The organism is Sporosarcina newyorkensis (assembly GCF_900167515.1).
Taxonomy (GTDB): Bacteria; Bacillota; Bacilli; order Bacillales_A; family Planococcaceae; genus Sporosarcina; species Sporosarcina newyorkensis.
In genome coordinates this window covers 506,584-528,814 of sequence record NZ_FUYJ01000001.1, presented here as the reverse complement: position 1 = coordinate 528,814, position 22,231 = coordinate 506,584, and the positions used below count along the sequence as shown (strand labels likewise).

General features: G+C 42.6%; 25 protein-coding genes and 1 other annotated feature. All 25 genes read left to right on the top strand.

All coding sequences use genetic code 11. The features are described from left to right. The first annotated feature begins 31 nt into the window (after positions 1-31). The 25 genes from B5D59_RS02880 to rplU all read left to right on the top strand — a co-directional run bounded on the left by B5D59_RS02880 (position 32) and on the right by rplU (position 22,228). A complete protein-coding gene (locus tag B5D59_RS02880) occupies positions 32-1,243 on the top strand; it encodes a bifunctional folylpolyglutamate synthase/dihydrofolate synthase (protein ID WP_176132478.1) in 1,212 nt (403 codons plus the stop codon). 103 nt (positions 1,244-1,346) lie between these two features. Beyond that, the gene (locus B5D59_RS02875) at positions 1,347-1,790 is read left to right on the top strand and encodes a type II secretion system protein (protein ID WP_078816780.1); all 444 of its coding nucleotides are present in this window, start codon (positions 1,347-1,349) and stop codon (positions 1,788-1,790) included. Between the two features lie 13 nt (positions 1,791-1,803). After that, complete coding sequence (locus B5D59_RS02870) at positions 1,804-2,253, top strand: PilW family protein (RefSeq protein WP_078816779.1); 450 nt, start codon at positions 1,804-1,806, stop codon at positions 2,251-2,253. Between the two features lie 37 nt (positions 2,254-2,290). Beyond that, the gene (locus B5D59_RS02865) at positions 2,291-4,051 is read left to right on the top strand and encodes a hypothetical protein (RefSeq protein WP_078816778.1); all 1,761 of its coding nucleotides are present in this window, start codon (positions 2,291-2,293) and stop codon (positions 4,049-4,051) included. A 43-nt stretch (positions 4,052-4,094) separates the two neighbouring features. Next, on the top strand, positions 4,095-5,510 hold the full coding sequence (locus B5D59_RS02860; RefSeq protein WP_078816777.1) for a VanW family protein: 1,416 nt from the start codon (positions 4,095-4,097) through the stop codon (positions 5,508-5,510). A gap of 15 nt (positions 5,511-5,525) precedes the next feature. Continuing rightward, on the top strand, positions 5,526-7,190 hold the full coding sequence (locus B5D59_RS02855) for a GspE/PulE family protein (protein WP_078816776.1): 1,665 nt from the start codon (positions 5,526-5,528) through the stop codon (positions 7,188-7,190). Positions 7,191-7,201: 11 nt separating this feature from the next. Then, positions 7,202-8,239 carry a type IV pilus twitching motility protein PilT gene (locus B5D59_RS02850; protein WP_078816775.1) on the top strand — a complete coding sequence of 346 codons (1,038 nt, stop codon included), beginning with the start codon at positions 7,202-7,204 and terminating at the stop codon, positions 8,237-8,239. Between the two features lie 2 nt (positions 8,240-8,241). Next, a complete protein-coding gene (locus B5D59_RS02845; RefSeq protein WP_078816774.1) occupies positions 8,242-9,453 on the top strand; it encodes a type II secretion system F family protein in 1,212 nt (403 codons plus the stop codon). Between the two features lie 116 nt (positions 9,454-9,569). Continuing rightward, positions 9,570-10,019 carry a type II secretion system protein gene (locus B5D59_RS02840; protein WP_078816773.1) on the top strand — a complete coding sequence of 150 codons (450 nt, stop codon included), beginning with the start codon at positions 9,570-9,572 and terminating at the stop codon, positions 10,017-10,019. Positions 10,020-10,354: 335 nt separating this feature from the next. Beyond that, complete coding sequence (locus tag B5D59_RS02835; protein ID WP_245799431.1) at positions 10,355-10,786, top strand: type II secretion system protein; 432 nt, start codon at positions 10,355-10,357, stop codon at positions 10,784-10,786. A 153-nt stretch (positions 10,787-10,939) separates the two neighbouring features. Beyond that, positions 10,940-11,920: a type IV pilus biogenesis protein PilM gene (gene pilM, locus B5D59_RS02830; protein ID WP_078816771.1), complete on the top strand. Its 981-nt coding sequence runs from the start codon at positions 10,940-10,942 to the stop codon at positions 11,918-11,920. 7 nt (positions 11,921-11,927) lie between these two features. Beyond that, a complete protein-coding gene (locus B5D59_RS02825; protein WP_078816770.1) occupies positions 11,928-12,608 on the top strand; it encodes a PilN domain-containing protein in 681 nt (226 codons plus the stop codon). Next, positions 12,601-13,287, top strand: a complete 687-nt coding sequence (locus B5D59_RS02820) for a hypothetical protein (RefSeq protein WP_078816769.1) — start codon at positions 12,601-12,603, stop codon at positions 13,285-13,287. Before B5D59_RS02825 ends, B5D59_RS02820 begins: the two co-directional genes overlap by 8 nt. Before the next feature lie 10 nt (positions 13,288-13,297). Next, positions 13,298-14,053, top strand: coding sequence for a prepilin peptidase (locus B5D59_RS02815; protein WP_078816768.1), 756 nt, complete (start codon positions 13,298-13,300; stop codon positions 14,051-14,053). A gap of 92 nt (positions 14,054-14,145) precedes the next feature. Next, entirely contained in the window at positions 14,146-14,778 is a 633-nt protein-coding gene (locus B5D59_RS02810) for a hypothetical protein (protein WP_078816767.1), read from the top strand. Positions 14,779-14,862: 84 nt separating this feature from the next. Then, positions 14,863-15,465 carry a Maf family protein gene (locus B5D59_RS02805; RefSeq protein ID WP_176132477.1) on the top strand — a complete coding sequence of 201 codons (603 nt, stop codon included), beginning with the start codon at positions 14,863-14,865 and terminating at the stop codon, positions 15,463-15,465. A gap of 1 nt (position 15,466) precedes the next feature. Then, the gene (gene radC / locus B5D59_RS02800) at positions 15,467-16,165 is read left to right on the top strand and encodes a RadC family protein (protein ID WP_009497491.1); all 699 of its coding nucleotides are present in this window, start codon (positions 15,467-15,469) and stop codon (positions 16,163-16,165) included. A 171-nt stretch (positions 16,166-16,336) separates the two neighbouring features. Continuing rightward, entirely contained in the window at positions 16,337-17,353 is a 1,017-nt protein-coding gene (locus B5D59_RS02795; protein WP_040759197.1) for a rod shape-determining protein, read from the top strand. Positions 17,354-17,371: 18 nt separating this feature from the next. Then, positions 17,372-18,265 (top strand): rod shape-determining protein MreC, encoded by an 894-nt coding sequence (mreC, locus tag B5D59_RS02790; protein WP_078816765.1) that lies wholly within the window; start codon positions 17,372-17,374, stop codon positions 18,263-18,265. Next, a complete protein-coding gene (gene mreD / locus B5D59_RS02785; RefSeq protein WP_078816764.1) occupies positions 18,262-18,783 on the top strand; it encodes a rod shape-determining protein MreD in 522 nt (173 codons plus the stop codon). The genes mreC and mreD overlap by 4 nt, the downstream gene beginning before the upstream one ends. Before the next feature lie 13 nt (positions 18,784-18,796). Beyond that, positions 18,797-19,474 (top strand): septum site-determining protein MinC, encoded by a 678-nt coding sequence (gene minC / locus B5D59_RS02780; protein WP_078816763.1) that lies wholly within the window; start codon positions 18,797-18,799, stop codon positions 19,472-19,474. A 1-nt stretch (position 19,475) separates the two neighbouring features. After that, a complete protein-coding gene (gene minD / locus B5D59_RS02775) occupies positions 19,476-20,276 on the top strand; it encodes a septum site-determining protein MinD (RefSeq protein WP_040759193.1) in 801 nt (266 codons plus the stop codon). 108 nt (positions 20,277-20,384) lie between these two features. Continuing rightward, positions 20,385-20,927, top strand: a complete 543-nt coding sequence (locus tag B5D59_RS02770; protein WP_078816762.1) for a peptidoglycan DD-metalloendopeptidase family protein — start codon at positions 20,385-20,387, stop codon at positions 20,925-20,927. After that, positions 20,924-21,538: a M50 family metallopeptidase gene (locus tag B5D59_RS02765; RefSeq protein WP_078816761.1), complete on the top strand. Its 615-nt coding sequence runs from the start codon at positions 20,924-20,926 to the stop codon at positions 21,536-21,538. The genes B5D59_RS02770 and B5D59_RS02765 overlap by 4 nt, the downstream gene beginning before the upstream one ends. A 292-nt stretch (positions 21,539-21,830) precedes the next feature. Then, positions 21,831-21,906: a sequence feature (ribosomal protein L21 leader region), on the top strand. A 13-nt stretch (positions 21,907-21,919) separates the two neighbouring features. Then, positions 21,920-22,228 (top strand): 50S ribosomal protein L21, encoded by a 309-nt coding sequence (gene rplU / locus B5D59_RS02760; protein WP_009497483.1) that lies wholly within the window; start codon positions 21,920-21,922, stop codon positions 22,226-22,228. Positions 22,229-22,231 lie beyond the last annotated feature (3 nt).

Below are 22,231 nucleotides of genomic sequence, written 5' to 3'. Positions count from 1 at the left end.
ATATCTTAATATTAGCACAGGAGGAATTCCTTTGATTCCAAAACTTGATGAATATAAAAAACAATTTGAATTAAAGAGCGATGACGCGATTAAACCGGGACTTGAGGCAGTGGAAGAGGCACTTGCGAAAGTTGGTCATCCTGAAAAAGATTTGAAGATTATTCATGTCGCAGGCACGAACGGTAAAGGCTCGACGATCGCGGTGATGGAAGCCGTGTTGAAAGAGCATGGATTCACGACCGGTGTGTTTTCTTCACCTGCTATTGTCGATTTGCATGATCAGATTCGGTTGAATGGCGTGCAGATTTCATCTGAGGAACTGTCCGTTGTGTTTGAGGAAATGAACAGTGCCGGTCTAAGTGGGACATTAACGGACTTTGAATTATTGACAGTGGCGGCGTTTCTGGCTTTTCGAAATGCTGCACCAGACTATATATTGCTCGAGACGGGAATGGGTGGAAGGCTAGATAGTACGAACGTTGCAACTCCATTAGTCTCTGTTATTACTTCAATTGCGCTTGACCATACAGGGTTTCTCGGTAATACAGTAGCAGAAATCGCCTCGCATAAGGCGGGTATCATTAAGCCGGGTGTGCCGGTAGTAATTGGCAAGTTGCCGAAAGACGCGAAAGAAATAGTCGAATTTGAAGCCAATCAAAAAGGAAGTCCGTTAGTTGTCTATGGACGAGATTTTAGAATGGCCAACGAAGAAATTGAAACTTTTAAAGGTATGCAGAATTTTGATCTTCCGATTAGAAGAATGAAAGGGCCGCATCAGGCGATTAATCATGCAGTGGCATTGGAAGCTTTACTGCAAGCAGGAGTTTCCTTAGAACAGGAAAATGTAGCCACAGCCATTCAGAATGTACAGTTGCCGTTTCGTTTCCAAGAAATTAGGGAAGGCGTGTTCATAGATGGCGCACATAACCCGGCAGCTGCTCGTATGCTGGTTCGAACGATAGAGGAAGAGTTCCCTGGTGAGAAGGTGGACTGGGTAGTGGGGATGCTGAAGACGAAGGATTATGAAGAGACTTTAAAGATTTTAGCGCCACTTGCTAATAACTTTACGTTTGTTGATTTTCCGCACCCGCAAGCTGCGAGAGCGGAGGATTTGCAGGCGGTGTGTCCGATTAAGCATGGCCAATTGATTTCTTCAGAAGATGTGGTTTTAATTAATAACGAAAAGTACATAAAAGTTGTTGTAGGCTCTCTTTACTTATTGAGTGGTTTAATGAGACAATAGACTTAATAAACTTTGAATATTAATCTTAAGTTAGAGTAATAAGGCATTTAGATCTAGGTTATAATGTGGAATCAATAGATCCGGAAAGAAAAGGAGGGGCGTCATGAAAACAAACAATGAAAAAGGAATGACATTGGTTGAGATATTGGCTGCTTTGGTGATCCTGGGTATTGTATTTATTGGCTTTATGACGATTTTCCCTCAGATGAATAATATGAATAATCGAACTGAAACTAAGTTGGAAACGATGAATTTGGCAAAAAAGGTTTTGGCTGATTTTAGAGAAGCGTCACCATCCTTACCGACCGATTATGAATTAATGCCAACAAATGCAAATCAGGTGTCTGAGAGATATACTCGAAGTAATAAAGATTATTTCATAGAAGTGATTTGTTCTCCTAGAGAAGATAGCGAGTTTAATAATCAAAAATGCAATAATAGTGAGAATAACCCCGATCGTAAAACGGACTTATATAAAATTCATATAGAAGTGAAAAAAGAAGAAAAAATAGTTAGTGAGTCATTTGGATATATAGTATTGGATTAGAGGAGAGACCACTATGAAAAAAAATGAGCAAGGAATGACGTTAGTTGAAGTGTTAGCGACGCTGGTTCTTCTTTCTTTAGTGGCTGCCGTGATTTGGACAACTATTTCTATAGCCTCTCAATTTAATATCTCTGAGACTTCAAATTTGCGACTTCAACAAGAAGCTAACTATATCATCTCACAACTTCAGCAAGTTCATAGAAATTGTTTTACGTATGATTTAACGATTAGTCAGAATGAAGTAAGAGTTGATAATTGCATGGAAGATAAAGATATACCAAAGGAATCTTATAACGGTGTGGTCAGTAATCAATTTGATTATCTACCCAAAATAGACCATGAAGAACAAACGCCAACGACAAAAGATTTAATCCTTACAAGCTTTAAAGTAACAGATCCTGTAAGAGTTAAAAGATTTGTTGAGATAACAACTGTAATTTCTCGTTATAAAACAGAAAACTAAATTGAAACAAATGAAACGAAAGAAAGGGGTTAACGTGATGGTGTATCAGAAAAATGAAAAGGGTTATGCGTTAATTATCGTTTTATTTGCAATTGTTTTTATTACTATAATAACAGCTGTATTTATGCGTGGAGCGTTGAATAATGCTGCGCAAGAAAAAACAATGGATAATAACAACTTAGCCATTGTGGCAGCAGAGTCTGGGATAGATTATTATTCTTTTGAATTAAAGAAAGCGTATGACGAAAAAGAATTAAATAGCTTGTTAACAAATCTTTTAAAAAATGCTGTACAGGATATGATTGATAAAAAGAAAACTTCTATAGATTATAATGAAATCCAAGAAAAATTGGCTGATAGAGTGATAGATAATTTGATAGATATTATTCGTCGGATTGATCTGAAACAACAAAATAACACTTATGACATGTCTGATGATTATGAGCATATTTTACTTATCGAATCTACAGTCCCGGGTAGAGAAAATGTTATTACTCCTTTAATTTCTGAGCAGAATCTTGAGAATGGACAGACAAAAATTACTTTGACTGGAAAGGCGCTAGGTAAGCAAAAGAATGTGGATAATCAAAAAGATTTAGCTTTTGTTCTAGCTTTCTATATCCCGAATATTGAATTGTTAGTAGATGGTAATTTAGATGAAGATGATAATTCAAATGGATTTGATGATATTTTAATACCAAAAGACATTTGCAAAAACACAGTGAAAATCGAAAATGAAAATTGCCTATTCCTTACCAATAAAACATCAGATTTGGAATATATTACAAAAAAATCATTAGTATACTTAAATGGAGATTACAGCGGTTGGAAGTCAGTTAAAATTGAAGATTCTACATTCCGTATGGCTAATATGACTAGTGGTAGTTATTTTGACATTCGAGATTCAAATTTTTATGTGAAGGGAAATTTAAGTAAGCATGGAAATACAAAATTACAAGATTCAACAACTTACATCGGTGGAAATTTTGCTGAATCAGGTTCTATAGATTTTCAAAAATCGAATATTACAATTGGAGGAATGTTTGGATATCAAAGCAGTCAAAATAATAAAATTCAAGATTCAGTTATGAAAGTAGGTTTAGATTTTAACTCACCTAATTTGGTTACTATTCAGGGAACCCACCTGACAGTAGGAGGAATGATGAAATTTAACAGTGGCGGAATTCTAGAATACTCCAATTTGAAAATAGGAGAAGAATTAAATGCCCCTTCAAAGCTTTATACCAAGAATTCACAGTTGGCAATAGGAAGATATCTACAATTAAATTCGGGAGCAGATTTTCAAGATACTAAAATGATTATTGGTTCATATTTAAATTCTCCTCAAGTATTGGATATAAAAAAATCAGAAATTTCAATAGGTGATTATTTACAAATAAACACTCCTTCTAAATTTCGAGGTGCAAATATATCGATAGGTGGGAAGTTTGGATCTCCGGTTAAGATTGAAATTCAAGATTCATCGTTACGTACAAGTGTTGCGGATATTGGGGCATTGAATTTACAGAACAGCAAATTTTGTGCGGAGACTTTCAAAGTTCGGGATTTAAATATGCAAAATAGTAAAATTTATTACGTTAATAGTTCAAGCCATACCGGAAAGGACATAATTAAACTGTCTAAACAAGATTTCGAAGAGACGTGTAAATTTTATTTAAAGCTTGATGACCCCAAGCAGCCTACTGATGGTTTACAGAAGCCGGAAGTTCCTCAGGCGCCTGACGCAGACATTAAATGGGAGGACTATAAACCGAACCTTGAGAATGTAACATATTAAAATAAACTTCATCGAAATTAAGCGGTAAAGGGTGATAACTTACATGAAACCAAAACTATACACAATAACCCTACTATGGGCAGCCGCACTCCTAGCACTCTCCACCCTATTTGTCCAAGACACCTACGCAGGCGATGGCTTTTTCTCAAACATCAAACGCTTCGGGAAGCACACATATGTTGGACCGTTTGATATATCGAAACTAAGTCGTAAGAAAGCAAAGGAAAAACTCGCGGCGGATTTTTCCGATCTGGAACAGAATCTCGCGGTGGAATTGCTTGTGCAGGATGAGTCCGTGGAGGTACCTTCAGAAGTCGTTACGTTTGATGTCGATTCCACGTTAAGTCAGGCTGCTTCAGGGCAGGATAATTCGTTAATTGCGAGTGTATCGCGAGATGGTTTGCGAACGGTCTTGAAGCAGAATTTTGATTCGCTGGCATTCTCTGAAGATGAAGTAGATACAGTCGCTACTAAAATAGAAGAATATGTGCGCAGCGGGATTATGCCACAGCGCATTCATTTGCCGGAGTATGTCCCGAATTTATATTCACAAACACAAACTTTGGCTTCTTCAACCTATTCAATCAATGAATTACCAAAAGGGTTACGCCTGATTATGGAAGATCTGAATGGTACTGAAATTCAACCAAATACCACTTTTTCTTTTATGGAGATTTTGGAAGGAAAAGAATCGGCCAGTGCGAGTGATGAACAGTTGACGATCATGGCCTCGATGTTATACACGGCGGCCCTTCAAACGAACTGGATTATTGATGAACGTAACATCAGCAGTGAACTGACAGCTGAAGTCCAGCCAGGGTTTGAGGCGGCGATTAATCGTCAGCTTGGTTTGGATTTTATATTTTCGAATCCGAATCAAACTAGTTTTACCATTCATACGAAGTGGACAAACTCTCAATTGGAGTTGACGATAGAAGGGCTACCTTTTGTCCGTACATACGAACCGGAAGTGGAGAAATTGACCACATATGAGCCCAAAACGGTCATTCGCTACAGTGCATTTGTTTCTCCAGGTAGTGTGGAAACGTTGGAGGTGGGAAAAAAGGGATTGGAAGCAACAGTAAAACGAAAAGTGTTGCTGAACGGTTCGCTTGAAGAGTATGAAGACGTGTCTGTTGATTTCTACGTGCCTCAACCAAGAATTGAACGCCATCATTTGGTTCAGGCTGAGAATCCCTTTGACAACACAAATCAGGATGGGAATAGTAGCTCGGAATCAAACAGCGCAAATCCAGACAGTTCGGGATCGGACAATACAAGTAAGAACCCAAGCAATTCTGAAAGTAATACTTCAGGAACCGGGACACCTCCAGGAAATCCTTCTTTAAACTCTAATGCTTCAGGAGGCTCCGCTGGCGGAAAAGAAGACGATAAAATCATTTACGACAAAGGCGGAAATATTATGAAGTTCGATGAAAATGGGAATCCGATCGATTGATGAAGGAGGATTTAGATGGCTGGTACTAGAAAACGTCTCGGGGATTTATTAATAGAATCGGGTTTATTGTCTGATGAACAGCTAATGAGTACGTTGAAAGACAAACCGCGAGAACAACGACTTGGTGATGCGTTATTGCAGCGTGGCTACATTACTGAGCAACAGCTGATTGAAGTGTTGGAGTTCCAGCTTGGAATCCCGCACGTCAATTTATACAGGTATCCGTTTGACCCGAAACTCTTCAATATCGTGCCAAAAGGATTGGCTAAGCAAAAAATGATTGTGCCGCTAAAGAAAGATGGCGATAAATTATTCGTCGCGATGGCGGACCCAATGGATTACAATACAATTGAAGATTTACGTCTCTCGACTGGTTTCCATATCGAAACAGCGATCGCTTCAAAAGACGATATTACTCGAACGATCACTCGATACTATGATGATGAACTATTCGAAGATCTGACTTTTGAAGAACCAGAAGATCAGCAACAGCAACAACAGCAGGAAGAATTGGTTGACAACGACTCGCCAATAGTCCGTCTCGTCAATCAAATCATTTCAAGTGCTGTTTCAATGAAAGCAAGTGATATTCATATCGATCCACAAGAACACCAAGTGGTCATTCGTTTCCGTATCGATGGTAAATTGCAGACAGAACGCGTCTTGCCGAAACATTTGCAGTCTACACTCATTGCGCGGATTAAGATCATGGGCAATTTGAATATTACCGAATCACGTATTCCCCAAGACGGCCGTATTAAAGTAACCATCGATTTTAGACCGATCGACATCCGTTTATCTACTTTACCTACCGTCTTTGGTGAAAAAATTGTTATGAGGATATTGGATTTAAGCAGCTCGCTGAACGATTTGGCCAAGCTAGGTTTTGGCCATACGAATTTACAGCGCTTTTTAGAAGAAATCGAAAAGCCTAACGGCATTATTTTGATTTCAGGTCCGACGGGTTCGGGTAAGTCTTCCACATTGTATGCTTCGCTGAATCGTCTGAATAATGAAGAGGTCAATATTATCACGATAGAAGATCCGGTTGAGTATCAGCTCGAAGGCATCAATCAAATCCAAGTGAATCCTAAAGTGGGCTTGTCTTTTGCGGCCGGCTTACGTTCCATTTTGCGGCAAGATCCGGATATCGTCATGGTTGGTGAAATCCGTGATAAAGAGACTGTAGAAATTGCGATTCGCGCTTCGTTGACAGGGCATTTAGTGCTCAGTACGATTCATACAAATGATTCTGTGGCTTCCATTTCGAGGTTGCTTGATATGGGGGTAGAGCCATTCTTGTTGACGGCTTCATTAAATGCGATAGTCGCACAACGTTTGATTCGGAGAGTGTGTCGAGATTGTGGGACACGTCAGCCAGCTACAACTCGTGAGAAAGAGATTTTTGCTCGGCGTGGCATGGAGATTGAGGAAATCAATCGAGGAGCTGGCTGTGCGGCGTGTAATATGACGGGATACAGAGGACGAATTGCGATTCATGAAGTGTTGATCATCAATGCCGAGATGCGCGATGCAATCAATCGCAATGCCTCGCCAAGTGTATTGCGGGATATTGCTGAAAAAGGCGATACGATTTTCTTGATTGATGATGGTTTAGATAAAGTAAAGCAGGGCATTACAACTACTGAGGAAGTGTTGCGAGTGGCCTTGATTGAATAGGGGTGTGTGTGATGCCGATACGTATTGATCAATTATTAACTGAAGCATTTCAAATGAAGGCTTCTGATATTCATTTGACTGTTGGCGTACCTCCAGTCTTTCGTGTTCATGGAGATTTAAAACGTTATGGTGAAACTCCATTGACGGAAGAAGATACACGAGAGATCGCTTATCAAACAATTCCTGAAAAAGTGGTTCCAGACTTTAAAGAGGCGGGTCAGATCGACTACTCGTATGAAATTTCAGATGTATCACGTTTCAGGGTCAATGCGTTCCAGCAACGCGGAGCGATATCATTGGCATTCCGGACCATTCCGACGAAAATTCCGACTATCGACGATCTGCAGATGCCAGAGACGTTAAAGAATCTTTCGGGTACAGCGCAAGGACTTATTTTAGTGACAGGTCCCACAGGTTCAGGGAAATCTACAACACTTGCCGCAATGATACGTTATATGAATGAAACGATGAGAAAGCATATTATTACGTTGGAAGATCCGATTGAGTATATGCATGATCACGGTGCATCGATTATTGACCAGCGTGAAGTTGGCTTTGATACACTTTCGTTTGCGGATGGATTGCGTGCAGCATTGCGTCAAGATCCAGATGTCATTCTAGTTGGTGAAATGCGAGATTTGGAGACGATCTCCACAGCGATTACTGCGGCGGAGACCGGTCACTTGGTGCTTGCAACCTTGCATACTTGGAGTGCAGCTTCTACAATCGACCGGATTATCGATGTGTTCCCGCATGGACAACAGGCACAGATTCGTGTTCAGCTGGCGGGTGTGTTGACAGCGGTTATTTCGCAGCGTTTATTTCAAACGATGGATAAAGACGGTCGACGTGCCGCTACAGAAATTATGATCAACAATCCAGCTGTTTCAAATTTGATTCGTTCTGAAAAAGTACATCAGATTCCGAACGTCATCCAAACGAATCGTGCGCTCGGTATGCATATGATGGATCATTCGGTCAAAAGCCTCATGGAGCAAGGCATCATCTCGTATGAGGTCGCGATACCATACTTGCAAGGAGATGATTGACCGTGACGCGTTTTACATATGAAGGGCGTGACGCGAAATCGATCCGTCGCGGCACGATCACAGCTACGAATAAACGAGATGCGGCGGTAAAATTAAAGAATCAAGGCATTCGTGTCGTAAGTATTGTGGAGCAGAAAGAAACTGTTTTGACAAAAGACATCACAATCGGTAGTCCTGTCAAACGAGAACAATTGATCATGTTCTTGCGTCAGTTTTCCACTTTATTGCAGGCTGGAGTAACGATTGTGGACGCTGTTCGAATTTTGGCCATGCAAGTTGAACAGCCTGCATTTAGGAAGATTTTAAACGCCGTGCAGGAGGACTTGCGTACCGGAACACCATTATCCGACGCATTGGCAAAGCATCCGAAAGCGTTTGAACCATTGATTTTGAATATGGTTGGTGCAGGGGAGGTTTCCGGGACAGTCGATGAATCGCTCGATCAGTTGGCAGATCATTTCGAGAAAGCTTACCGAACTAGACAGAAAGTAACGTCTGCTATGGCTTATCCAGTTGTTGTAGGCATTTTGGCGCTCGGCGTTGTGATTTTCCTATTGTCATTCGTTGTTCCGATGTTTGTCGATATGTTCGATAGTATCGGAGGGGAATTGCCTTGGTTGACGCTTTTTGTGCTTGCAGCGAGTGATTGGATGCAAAATTATTGGTATTTGTTGGTGTTGCTGGTGGCAGCTAGTGTAGTGGGTGTTCTATTGTTGCGAAACAATCCGCAAGGAAAATATATGTTAGATTCTTTTTTATTGAGGATGCCTATATTCGGAAATATCGTCAAAAAATCCTCACTGGCAATGATGACACGTACACTCAGTTCGATGTTTTCGAGCTCGGTACCGATTCTACAGGCGCTTACCATGACGGAGCGAGTCATAGGAAACGAAGTGATCTCAAGAGTGGTTGGTCAATCCAGACAATCAATGGAACGCGGAGGATCATTAACAGAGCCGATGATGAATCACTGGGCATTTCCTCCGTTAATTCCGCATATGATTGCGATAGGTGAAGAAACTGGTTCTTTAGACTCTATGTTAGCGAAAGTTGCGGACTTTTATGAGAAGGAAGTAGAAGCAGCAACAGACCGATTAAAGGCGCTCATAGAGCCGATTATGATTGTTATTCTGGCTGCAATAGTAGGGACTATCGTCTTGGCAATTATGATCCCGATGTTTAGTATGTTTGAACAAATAGATAGTTTGTAATGCATTTTGTAATATTTTTTGTAGAATATGTGTTTTTTTGAGTTTACTAGTGTTAATTTCCTAAATCGTCTGCTATACTATATTCATAGAGTAAGTGAGAAAGAGGAGGAAACTACATGAAAAAGTTTCTACAAAAGAAATTGAAAAATGAAAAAGGTTTGACGTTGGTGGAGTTACTTGCGGTAATTGTTATTTTGGGGATTATTGCAGCGATTGCGGTGCCGGCTATTGGGAATATTATTACGAATTCAAAGGTTAATGCCTTGAAAGCTGATGGACAGAATGTGTTGGCTGCAGCGCAGATGTATTTTACTGAGAATGGTAGTAAGGATGGGACGACGGTAACACAGGAAGTCCTAAACACTGATGGTTTCCTAGAAGATGCTGGCGGGTTTGCAGCTAAAGAGGGAGCGACAGCAGCAGTAGTTACAAAGGCAGCAACAGGTAATACTATTACAGGGACTGCGGCAAATAAAGGTGTGACAGTGGCTTTTGCGGCTGCAACCAACAAAGAAATTAACGAGGTAGGTACTAAAACTTCCGGGAAATTAACTATAACTCGTTAAAGCTGTAGATTATTGTTACAAGGGAGAAAGAGTTACTAGACCTCCGAACAACCAGGACGTTGTTCATAGGTAAGGTACCTGTCCACTACAAAATTCAGAACCTTGTCAGATAACTTGTTAATCTAATTTTATATTAAAACCAGACTTCATATTGAAATCAGACTCTAAAGATATTATTCTCTTTAGGGTCTTTTTGTAAACTTAATAATTTGTATTTAATTAAACGCAAACTTAGGAAAATGAAGCCAAAACGCTAAAAGGGTTAACTCTCAGTATTTCTTGAAAGTGAAGACATATATTCACTTCGTGTGCTAGGAGGAGAAACTAAGAAAAAATTGTTGGAAGACAAAAAAGGTCTTACGCTTATCGAATTACTAGCGGTCATAGTGATTCTTGGTATTATCGCAGCCGTAGCTATTCCTGCAATCTCCAACATCATGGAAAAATCTCGAATTAAAGCGGAAAAGGCGAATGCACTTATGCTGATTGATGCTGCAAATCTATATTTTGTCGACTATGAAAGTCCGGATGGCTACATTAAGTCTGTCGGTGTCCCTACACTTATCGAAGAAGGCTATTTAGACGATGAAGGCTTGGCGAATGATTCACTTTATGTTGCAGATGCTCAGCCATCTTGGATTTGCGGAATGGCGTACTCTGGAAAAAATAAAGTAGAATTCCGTAAAGCCACACGTGAAATGATAGAGAAAAGCGATACGGAATTAAAGGTTGGAAAAGAACAATGCAGAGATATGGAACCATTGTAAAATGCTAATTAATAAATAAGTGCGATAAATAAGCACATTTCGCTATGAATCTTTCCTTCTCGCAGTCCATTTGCTATACTTAGCCTAACTAAACAGCAGTGAAAATCATTGATAGTTGAATGCTTGCTATTGCTTGTCCGAAAGGAGCCGCCTATGTCTATTCTTGAAAAACTTTCGCGTCCCATTTCTTTATTCGGTCGTAAAAAACGTACGGCATCTTTAACAATTGATGAAGACGCAATCCGTCATGTGCGTATTAAGTCTCGAGATCCGCTCGTGCTGGAAATGGCACAAGAACTTCCTATGCCGCCGGATGTCATGGAAGAAGGCCGGATTGCGGATCAGCCTGCGCTTGAACAAATATTGTCTGAGGCAGTGAAAGATTGGAACCTGACAAAGCGAGACGTGGCGTTCCTTGCGCCTGATGCATACGTCATCATCCGACGAGTGGCTTATCCTGAAACAGTAGAAGACGAGGAATTGAAAGGACATTTCTTCATCGAAATTGGTTCCACCATTTATTTACCATTTGATGATCCGGTATTCGATGTTGTGCCTTATACAGCAAATACTGCCCAGCATGAAGCCATTTTGATTGCCTCGAAGGAAAGTGTCATGCAAACCTATGAGGATGTTCTCGAAGCGGTAAAACTCGTGCCGGTAGTGTCGGACATCGCGCCGCTTTCGTTGTATCGGCTGGCGTTTCATTCGCATCGGTTTTCAGGTGAAGAGCATATTCTACTTGCGGATTTACGGGGCCGCAGTTTGACGGTGTCCATATTCTTCAGCCATTTCCCTTTGTTCATCCGGTCGATGGAATTGGAAGTGCCGCTTAGTATGACAACAGGTGAAGAAATGAATGAACACCGCGTGGAGCCGTTAACTATTGTTATGGAACTTGAAAAACTGGCGAATTTCTATCGTTTTAATTTGGCGGAAAATGAAGTGTCGATCACGCATCTCCTGTGGAACGGATCATATGGACAACAGGACGAGTTGCTGCAGATGGTGCGGGAGCGTCTGGCGATCGAAACGCTTCCTTTAGTGAAGGAGCCGATTACATGCGTGGACGGTTCTGCGGTTTCTGCAGAGTTTCATCGGACGATCGGTCTTGCGCTGAAGGAAGAGGTGTAGGTGAAGTATGTTAGTCGATATAAATTTGCTGCCAGAGAAGTTAAAAGAACGGTCCACATGGTTATGGGTGGCGATAACAATTCTCGCAGCCGCACTTATCAGCTGGGCTGTTCTTTTTTGGCTTGCGCAAAAAAATGACGATGAAGCCCAATCACTTCAACAGCAAGCGTTTGAAGTGCAGAAACAACAAGAAGATGTCACCTCACAGCTTCGGCCTTCTTCATTTGGCCAGGAGAAAGCTCAGCTCGCCGCAACGGTAGAGTGGCTTGAAGGGTATCAGTATAAAACAGTTCCGCTTCTTCAGGAGCTTGTACACGCATTACCTGAGCGAGGATTCTTTTCGGAGTTCACGTTCACCTCACCGAATGAAGCGACCTTCGATGTGCAGTTCGATGATGTGTCGGAAGCTGCTCATTATTTGACGAGAATGAAAGCTTCTTCATTGATCAATGGAGCGACCTTTGAATTAGTAGAGACAGTAGAGCTGACAGAGGAAGAATTGAGCGCAGATGTGCTGCCGCGCTACGTCGCTAGATATTTCGTTCAATTCCTCGATGAACGAGCTCAGACGGAGACGGACGCCATAGTTGAACCGGATGATGCAATTGATCAGTCGGAAGAACTGCCTCTAGATGAAGCGGAGCCTTCGGAGAACGAAGAAAAGGAAGGAGGCGGCGTAGTTGAGTAAATACTTTACAAAACGACAGATGGAGATCGGGCTTGTCGTTTTAGCTTCCATTTTCTTTATCGCGCTCGCATTCTATTCCGTATATACGCTCTATTTGCCGACAAAAGAACAACGTGATCAAGCTGCGCTGCAATTATCTACAGAGCGGGATACATTGTTTGCTTTGCGAAAACAGTTGGCGAATAAGGATCCAGATAAAACCTTCACTTCCCGGCCTCTTCAGCAGAAAGTACCCGTCATACCGCTGGAAGATGCTCTTCTTCTGCAAATTGAAAAAGCAGAAGTGAAATCAGGAAGCAGAGTACACGGAATCGTATTTTCTAAAGAAGTGCCGGAATTTCAAGACATGCCGGAAGAAATGCAGAATGTAGAGAGAGTTCTAATGGAAGTAGAATTGGTTGCGGATACATACGACCAAGTGGAGACGTTCATTTACGAAGTCGAAGAGATGAAGAGGATTCTCAATGTAGAATCCATTCAATTTAAAGCGACAGCAGAAAAGACTGAAGAAGAGGTTGCAACAGGACCCATGGAGTTGGTTATCTCCTTTAATGCTTTCTTCCGTCCAGACCTAATCAACCTACAGAATGAAGCGCCGAAAATAGATGCTCCGCCTGCTGCATTAAAGGAAGATCCGACAACGCTCAATAAAATGACCGGCGACGAGAACGTGGAGTAGGAGGCTGTCTATGGAACTACTAATTAGCGTGTTTTTCTTCCTCTACGGCATCACGTTCGGCTCATTTTTCAACGTGGTTGGCTTGCGTGTGCCGATGAAGGAATCCATTGTATCACCGCCTTCTCATTGCACGACATGTGAACGCCGCTTGACACTTGCCGACCTGGTGCCGGTATTTTCCTACGTCTTTCTTAAAGGCAATTGCCGTGGTTGTGGAGAGCGTATCAGTGCGATTTATCCACTCATGGAGTTGCTGACGGGGGTATTGTTCGTCTTCGCCTATTTACACTTTGGTTTTGAGCGCGAACTGATCGTGGCACTTTTATTTATTTCGCTGCTGGTCATTTTGACGGTATCTGATTTGAAATACATGCTGATTCCGAACAGAATCCTTTTGCCTTTCGGCGTAGCGATTTTTATCATGCGCATTTTCAGTCCGCTGACACCTTGGTGGGATAGCTTGCTAGGCACGATTGTCGGTTTTGGTCTGTTATTGTTCATTGCGATCGTGTCGAAAGGCGGCATGGGAGGCGGGGACATTAAACTGTTCCTAGTGATTGGATTGGTTCTAGGGACGTTGCAGACCTTGTTAACGCTTTTTTTGGCTTCATTGATCGGCGCGATTGTCGGTATGATCTTTCTTAAAAAGACCAAGCAGGGCCGCAAGACGCCGGTACCTTTTGGGCCGTCAATTGCAGTTGCTGCACTCATTGCCTATTTTTACGGCACGCAACTTGTCGGATGGTACACGGGTTTGTTGAGCTGAATCAGAAAATGTTCTAGGACAAGACGACAAGAGTCTTGTCCTTTTTCGCGTCTGCTTTGGTAAAGTGAAGAAAAAAGTGGAGTGAGTGCAGAATGAATTTTCGCAAATCCTATTCAAAATTCACAGTGATTCGGGCGATGGTGCAAGGTGTGGCAATTGGTCTTGCGGCCGTCTTAGTCATTGGTTTGACAATTTTCAGTACTGGAGGGAAAGATGCAAAGCCGTCTAAAACTGTTGCCACATCCGGCCCGAATACAGAGGAGTCTGAAGAAAAACCTGCGGATGGAACGGCGATTCCAATGTACGTTAAGCAGCATGGCGTATTTTCAAGTGAGGAGACGGCGACTGAATTTATCACGTCTAATCCCGCCTTGGCAAATACGGCTATTATACAAGTAGGCGATCAGTTCTACATCTGGGGAGCGGTCTGGCTGAAGGAAAGCCAAGTGGTCTTGAAAGAAGGAGAAGATGCATTTAAGAAGAAAATCCAAGTTACCCCCGGAACGTGCAAGACGGCGGACATCAATGAAGTGAAAAAGGCGTTACTTGCGGAGGATTTATCGAAAATTAAATTATCCAAAGCGAAAGACGATGCCAAAAAAGAGTCGGATTTTGAGAAGAAATTGACCGCTATCACAGCATTCACCAAGGATTCTTCCATTGCCCGACTTCATTTGCTGTCACACTACTCGAGTCAGGACCCATGCTTCAAAATTCAATTTTGATCGAATATCCAGATCGAAATTCAATTTTGCTGCTTTTTCAAAAAGGGTGCAATAGCGTACACTATGGGAAAGGAGGTTTTCCCAATGAAATTTACAAGTACAAGACCAATTATCCTCGCATCCTCTTCACCAAGGCGTAAAGAACTGTTAAAACTTGCAGGAATCGATTTTGAGGTGAAGCCGAGCCATGTAGCAGAAGATTTACCATTTACCCCGGAAGAACCGGATCTCTATGCGATTCGCTTATCTGAGCAAAAGGCGCAAGCAGTTTTTGAAGAAGAACCGGACTCGATTATCATCGCAGCAGATACGGTTGTCGTGATGAACGGCAGGCAGTATCCGAAACCCGCCAATGATGCGCAAGCGGTCGATTTCCTGATGGAACTTTCCGGTCAGACGCATGAAGTAATTACTGGCGTAACAGTATTGGAGAAAAATCGTAAGCTGCAGTTCGCAAGTTTGTCACAAGTGAAGTTCAGGCGGCTAGGTTTGGAACTGGTTCACGCATATGTGCGGTCAGGGGATGCTGCGGATAAAGCAGGCGCCTACGGAATTCAAACAGAAGGAATGCTGTTTGTGGAAATCATCGCCGGAGATTATCAAAATATCGTCGGGCTGCCAATTGGAAAATTGGTTGAGCGTCTACGAGAAGAAGATTGGTTGTTTTTAGAAGAAGGTGACGCCTGAAATGCCGCTTGATTTAGCACCACAAATGATGATCCGTGACGTTCATTTAGCGGACAGGCCTCGTGAACGTTTGATCCGGGAAGGGGCAGGAAGTCTTTCCAATCAAGAGCTCATGGCGATTTTATTACGCAGCGGAACGCGCTCTGAGTCAGTTTTAGTGCTCGCTAATCGGGTATTGTCGACACTGGACCGGCTACAGGATTTGAAAGAGCTGACGGTGGAGGAAATGACGGAGATAAAAGGGATTGGCGAGGCGAAGGCCGTACAGCTCTTGGCTGCGGCCGAACTTGGCAAACGTTTATATCGTACAGCACCGCAAGACCGTTATAAAATCCGTTCACCTGAGGATGCAGCCAATTATTTGATGACGGACATGTCTTCACTGAATCAGGAACATTTTGTCGCGTTATTTTTAAATGTCAAAAATGAAGTGCTACATAAGCAGACGATTTTTATCGGCAGTTTGAACTCCAGTATCGTTCATCCGCGCGAGGTGTTCCGCGAAGCATTCAAACGCTCGGCTGCTTCGATGATAATCAGCCATAACCACCCAAGTGGCGACACGACGCCATCCAGGGAGGATATCGAAGTGACGAAACGACTAATGGAAGCGGGGGCGATCATGGGAATAGACGTCCTTGATCACATCATTATCGGCGACCAAAAGTTCATCAGCCTTAAGGATAAGGGATATATTTAAGAGGGATGATAGACTGTTAGATGCATGCAAGAGACTGGGGAAATCGGTCTCTTTTTTCGTGTTTTTTGCATTCTAGTGAGACCCCACTGTAAATTTAGTTACCTTTCCGTTATAATGTGGTGTATGCTTTTAAGAAGGCCGTTGACGGTTATGCAGAAAGGAAGAACTAATTTGTTTGGAATCGGAACTAAAGATGTAGGAATCGACCTGGGTACAGCCAATACATTGGTCTTTATCAAAGGAAAAGGTATTGTGCTGCGGGAACCTTCCGTAGTAGCTAAAAACACTGTGACAAATGAAATCGTAGCAGTCGGTAGTGCTGCTAAAAATATGATTGGACGTACGCCAGGCTCCATCGTGGCGACTCGCCCGATGAAAGACGGGGTCATTGCGGATTTTGAAACAACAACTGCAATGATTGAGCATTATATGAAAGAGGCAACAAAGGCTTCCGGCGGTTCATGGAAGAAGCCGAATGTCATGATTTGTGTGCCATACGGAATTACTTCCGTCGAGCAACGTGCAGTCATTGATGCGGCACGTCAAGCAGGAGCAAAAGATGCATTCACGATTGAAGAGCCTTTTGCGGCAGCAATCGGAGCAAATTTGCCGGTTTGGGAACCAACGGGCAGTATGGTCGTCGATATAGGTGGCGGTACGACAGAAGTCGCAGTCATTTCACTTGGCGGTATTGTAACGAGCGAATCAATCCGCGTCGGTGGGGATACGATGGATTTAGCGATTATCAGCTATATTCGCAAGACGTACAACTTAACGATCGGTGAGCGTACGGCAGAGGCGATCAAAATTGAGATCGGTTCCGCTAAAGATGCAGTAAAAGCGGAAAAGATGGATATTCGCGGTCGTGACCTATTGACGGGTCTGCCGAAAACATTGGAAATTTCTTCAGAAGAAATTGTCGAAGCGTTGCGCGAATCTATTTTGCAGATTATTGAAGGTGTGAAAAAGACACTGGAAACTACTCCGCCTGAATTATCTTCAGACGTGATGGAACGCGGAATCGTCTTGACAGGCGGGGGCGCGATGCTTCGCAATTTGGACAAGGTTATTTCGGATGAAACGAATATGCCTGTGTTTATCGCAGAAGATCCATTGGACTGTGTGGCTATGGGTACCGGAAAAGCATTAGATAACTTAGAAGTTATCAAAAAAATGCAAGTAAAATAATTGGAGGAGATGTAGGCAATGCCACGTTTTTTTTCCAATAAACGATTAATCATTTTATTAGTAGGAGTAATCGTCCTTGTGGCATTAATTGCATTCTCACTTCGTGACCGGGATCATTCAAATTTACCGGAGCAAGTAGTGAAGGATGTTGTCGGTTTCGGGCAGTCAATGTTCACGAAACCGGCTCATTTTGTTACGGGGATTATTGAAAATATTGATACGATGCTTAATACATACGAAGAAAACAAACGATTGAAGGAACGACTGGATGCGTATGCGGCTACGCAAGCCGAGCTGGTCGATGTGAAATCGGATAATGTGAAATTGCGGGAGATCGTCAATAAGCTGGATGATTTACGAGCGTACGAGCCGATCCAATCAACGGTGATTTCACGGAATCCAGATCAATGGGAAGATAAGCTGATTGTCGATAAAGGAACGACGGACGGTGTGGAAGTCAATATGGCCGTCATTACTTCTCAAGGATTGATCGGGAAAGTTGTGCTTTCCAATCCATTCACATCTACAGTGGAATTGCTATCAACTGAAAATATCAATTTCCGCGTAGCTGCAATGATTGCAGGAGACGAAGAGATCTTCGGTCTGATTGAAGGATTTGACCGACAATCACGTCAATTGATCATGAAGCGAATCGACTCTAGCTTTGACGTGAAAAAAGGCATGCAGGTCACGTCTTCTGGTCTAGGCGGGATTTTCCCTAAAGGTATTTTAATTGGCGAAATAACGGAAGTGTCAACGGATGACTATGGTCTTACGAAGCTTGCGTACATTCGGCCAGCAGCTAATTTTTCCATGCTGGATCACGTGATGATTGCCAAACGTTCATCGACTATCGTGGATGGAACGGATGGAGGCAGCTCTGCTGACACAGAGGGGGACGATGAATCATGACTCGGTTCGTCATCCCTCTCATTGCAGTTGTATTGTTTTTCTTGGAGCCGATTTTTAGTCTGTTCTCGCCAATTGAACAGAACGGAGAATTATTTGTATTCGTTCCGAGATTTTTGATTGTTTACTTGATTTTCATTGCGGCTTATTACAGTCGTCAGCGGGCCATTTTATATGGTTTGATACTTGGACTCTTGTATGATATGTATCACATTGATATTATTGGACTATACACTTTTATGTACCCGCTCATTTGTTATTTATCTACGTTGGTGATCCGCCAAATTCAGCGGCACACATTGACGGTCATGGTATTATCATTAGTGATGATTGTCTTGCTTGAAATTCTTTCGTACTTTTTTGCTAGCGTGATCGCGCTCACGTCGATCGATTTCAATGAATTCTTGACGAGTCGACTCGTGCCGACGGTGATTGCCAATTCAATATTCATTGTAATGTTTGGCTGGACGTTTAAGCAAATTACATTAAAACGATTTTCTCAAAAACAAGCTGGTTTTTAAGTATTGCGAGGTGATGTGGGTGACAAAATCACAAATGGTAACCATAAAAGGAACAAAAGACGGCTTGGTGCTTCGGCTGGACGACCATTGTTCGTTTTCCGAGCTGCTGGAAGAGCTGGAGGAAAAAGTACAGGGCACCGGACTCGAAGGCGTTGCAGAAGTGCAGTTGCATACAGGGCACCGTTATTGTGACGAACAAGACATGAAAAGCATTCTCTCGGTCATTCATCATTCTCCTCATTTACGAGTTTCAAAGGTTCAGAGTGATGTCATATCGTTGGAAGAATGTCAGCAAAAGCTGATCGAGAAGCAATCCGAAACCTATATTGGGATTGTTCGATCAGGACAAATCGTAAAGGCGGCTGGCGATTTAGTCATTATTGGCGATGTGAATCCAAATGCCCAAGTTATTGCGGGTGGGAGTATTTACATTTTGGGTAGGCTGAAAGGCATAGCGCATGCGGGAGCCAAAGGTAATTTGGAAGCCGTGATAGCTGCTTCTTGGCTGGAGGCTACGCATTTGAAAATTGCGGATAAAATGGAGACGATGACGGATGAATTGACGATCCTTTCCGAACATCCTGAAATGGAATGTGCGTACATCCATGATAATGGGCAGATTGCGATTGACCGCCTCCAAGAACTCCGACATTTACGTCCGGGCCTTGCTACATTTAAAGGAGGTATATAATTTGGGAGAAGCAATTGTTATTACTTCTGGTAAGGGTGGCGTCGGTAAAACAACTACGTCCGCCAATCTCGGCACCGCCCTTGCATTACAAGGAAAAAAAGTTTGTTTAATTGATACAGATATCGGTCTGCGAAATTTAGACGTTATTCTCGGCTTGGAAAACCGGATTATTTACGACCTTGTCGATGTCGTCGAAGGCCGTTGTAAGATACATCAAGCCCTTGTAAAAGACAAGCGCTTTGATGATCGTCTGTTTTTATTGCCGGCTGCTCAGACGACGGATAAAAGCGCCGTATCTCCAGAGCAGATGAAAAAACTCATCACAGAATTGAAAATGGATTACGATTATATTTTGATCGACTGTCCTGCAGGCATCGAGCAAGGATATAAAAATGCCATTGCCGGAGCGGATCGGGCAATTGTTGTCACGACTCCGGAAATTTCTGCCGTTCGTGATGCAGATCGGATCATCGGACTACTAGAATCAGAAAAAGATATAGAACCACCAAAATTGATCATCAACCGAATAAAAGGCCGTTTGATGGAAAGCGGAGACGCGCTTGACGTCAATGAAATCACAACACATTTGTCGATTGACTTACTAGGGATCGTCTTAGACGATGAAAACGTGATTTCTTCTTCCAATAAAGGCGAGCCTGTCGTGATGGACCCTTCCAATCCGGCTGCTGTAGGCTATCGTAATATTGCACGCCGCATTTTGGGTGAATCTGTGCCGTTGATGTCCATGGATACAGGGAAAACAGGATTTTTCGGTAAATTGAAATCATTGTTTAGTAAATAATTGAAATGAAACTCAGTGCCATTAAGGTACTGAGTTTTTTTGCGTCTATTTTCCACCCGCATTTCTAGAGCCGTTCTTTCATACACTGCAGGTAAGGGAGGGGAAGTGGTGAAGTGGAAAACCAAATGGATAATCGCTTTTCTTTTGACTGTGTCTGTAGTCGCTTTGTCAAAAATGGAAGAACGCCAACTCGTCAACATACCTATAACGCAATACGTCACAACAGGTAAAGATTTTGTAGTCATGAAAAAATGGGTTTCCTCCTGGATTGCGGATGATGAATCCATCACAGTATCAGCTGAAGCAGCATTCGACCCATTCGCCAAATATGAATCGTTTCAGCCTTACCAAGATGGTGCGATTATTTCGTACACTCAACCATTATCGATAACGTCACAAGGAAACGGACTCGTTGTATTTACAGGCTATACCCGCCAGTCAGGCAAAACGGTGACGATACAGTATGACAATGGAGACGAGGTGACGTACGGATTTGTCGGTTCTTTTTCGACGTTGCCCTATACAACCGTCAGACGAGGGGATGAAATCGCCATGATGGATGAAGACGCTGTGTATATACGTGTGAAACGCAATGGTATTCCATTGGAGCCTACAGTACTCGCAACCTATATGACAGGCGACCTCGAATGAAATTTCGCATTCATCCAATTTTATTGCCGATTTTTTTATTTTTTATGATTGTCGGAGGCGTCTCATTGTATGCCATGATCTTATTTTCACTATTATTCCATGAGGTTGGACACATATGGGCTGCCAAACAAGCAGGGATGAATGTTCGCAGCTGCACAATCTTGCCGTACGGAGGAGAATTGCAAATCGTCAATCGTCAGTTGGCAACAAAACAGCAACGGCTGATCGTAGCACTTGGCGGACCGCTCGCGACAGCCGTTCTGTTACTCATTGCTTTACTCGTCTCATTCCCGGGAAGCGCTCAGCTTATTCAAATTCAACTCATATTGCTGGCCGTCAATTTGTTACCCATCCTGCCTCTAGACGGTGGACAAGCACTCTCCGTATTACTGGAAAGTAAAGACGATAAATACTCCTCACGCTCGATATTCACGCTCTATTCCATCATCGCGTCAATTGCCTTGTTTTTATTTTTAAGCATGTATCTGCCAGAAAGCCTTCCTTACACAATTGTAGCTGCTTTCCTAGCGGTTCAAAACATCATCTCCTATCGTTTCCGAAAGTACGAGCAAGTATTTGAACAAATTTCTTCAGCAAGACGGCGTTCATAATATATAAACTGAAATAGATGACTTGCACTCAAAGTAAAACGTAGAACCCGTTGATTTCCGTTCTAGGCGGACGCTTTCCGCGGGGCGCGAGTGAAAAGGAACACATCTTTGCTCTGACAGGTGAGACAGCCAAGGAGCTCGCGACGGCTGGCTCACCGCGCGCCCTCCCGAAAGCGTACCTGCCTGGAGGGCAAATCCCGGATCACTTTCAAATTATTCTTTCACTCAATAAATATATCCCTTGACCAAGAGATTTCTATGTGATAATATTTTACTGTTATTGTTTGTAGCACCCGTGCTACAACCGCACTGATCAGGTACAAGCATTCGAGAGCGAATCACCTGTGAAGGCGAGTCTGAGTAAATAGAGGAGGTGCAAGTATGTACGCAATTATTGAAACTGGTGGAAAACAAATCAAAGTTGAAGCGGGCCAAGAAATCTTCATCGAGAAAGTTGCTGGTGAAGCTGACGAGGTTGTAACATTTGACAAAGTCCTTTTAGTAGGTGGGGATGACCTGAAAGTAGGTGCTCCTTTCGTAGAAGGCGCTACTGTAACAGGTAAAGTTGTCAAGCAAGGCCGTGGAAAGAAAATTACGGTTTTCAAATACAAGCCGAAAAAGAACTACCACAAAAAACAAGGTCACCGTCAGCCATACACGAAAATCGTGATCGACGGAATCAATCTATAATTC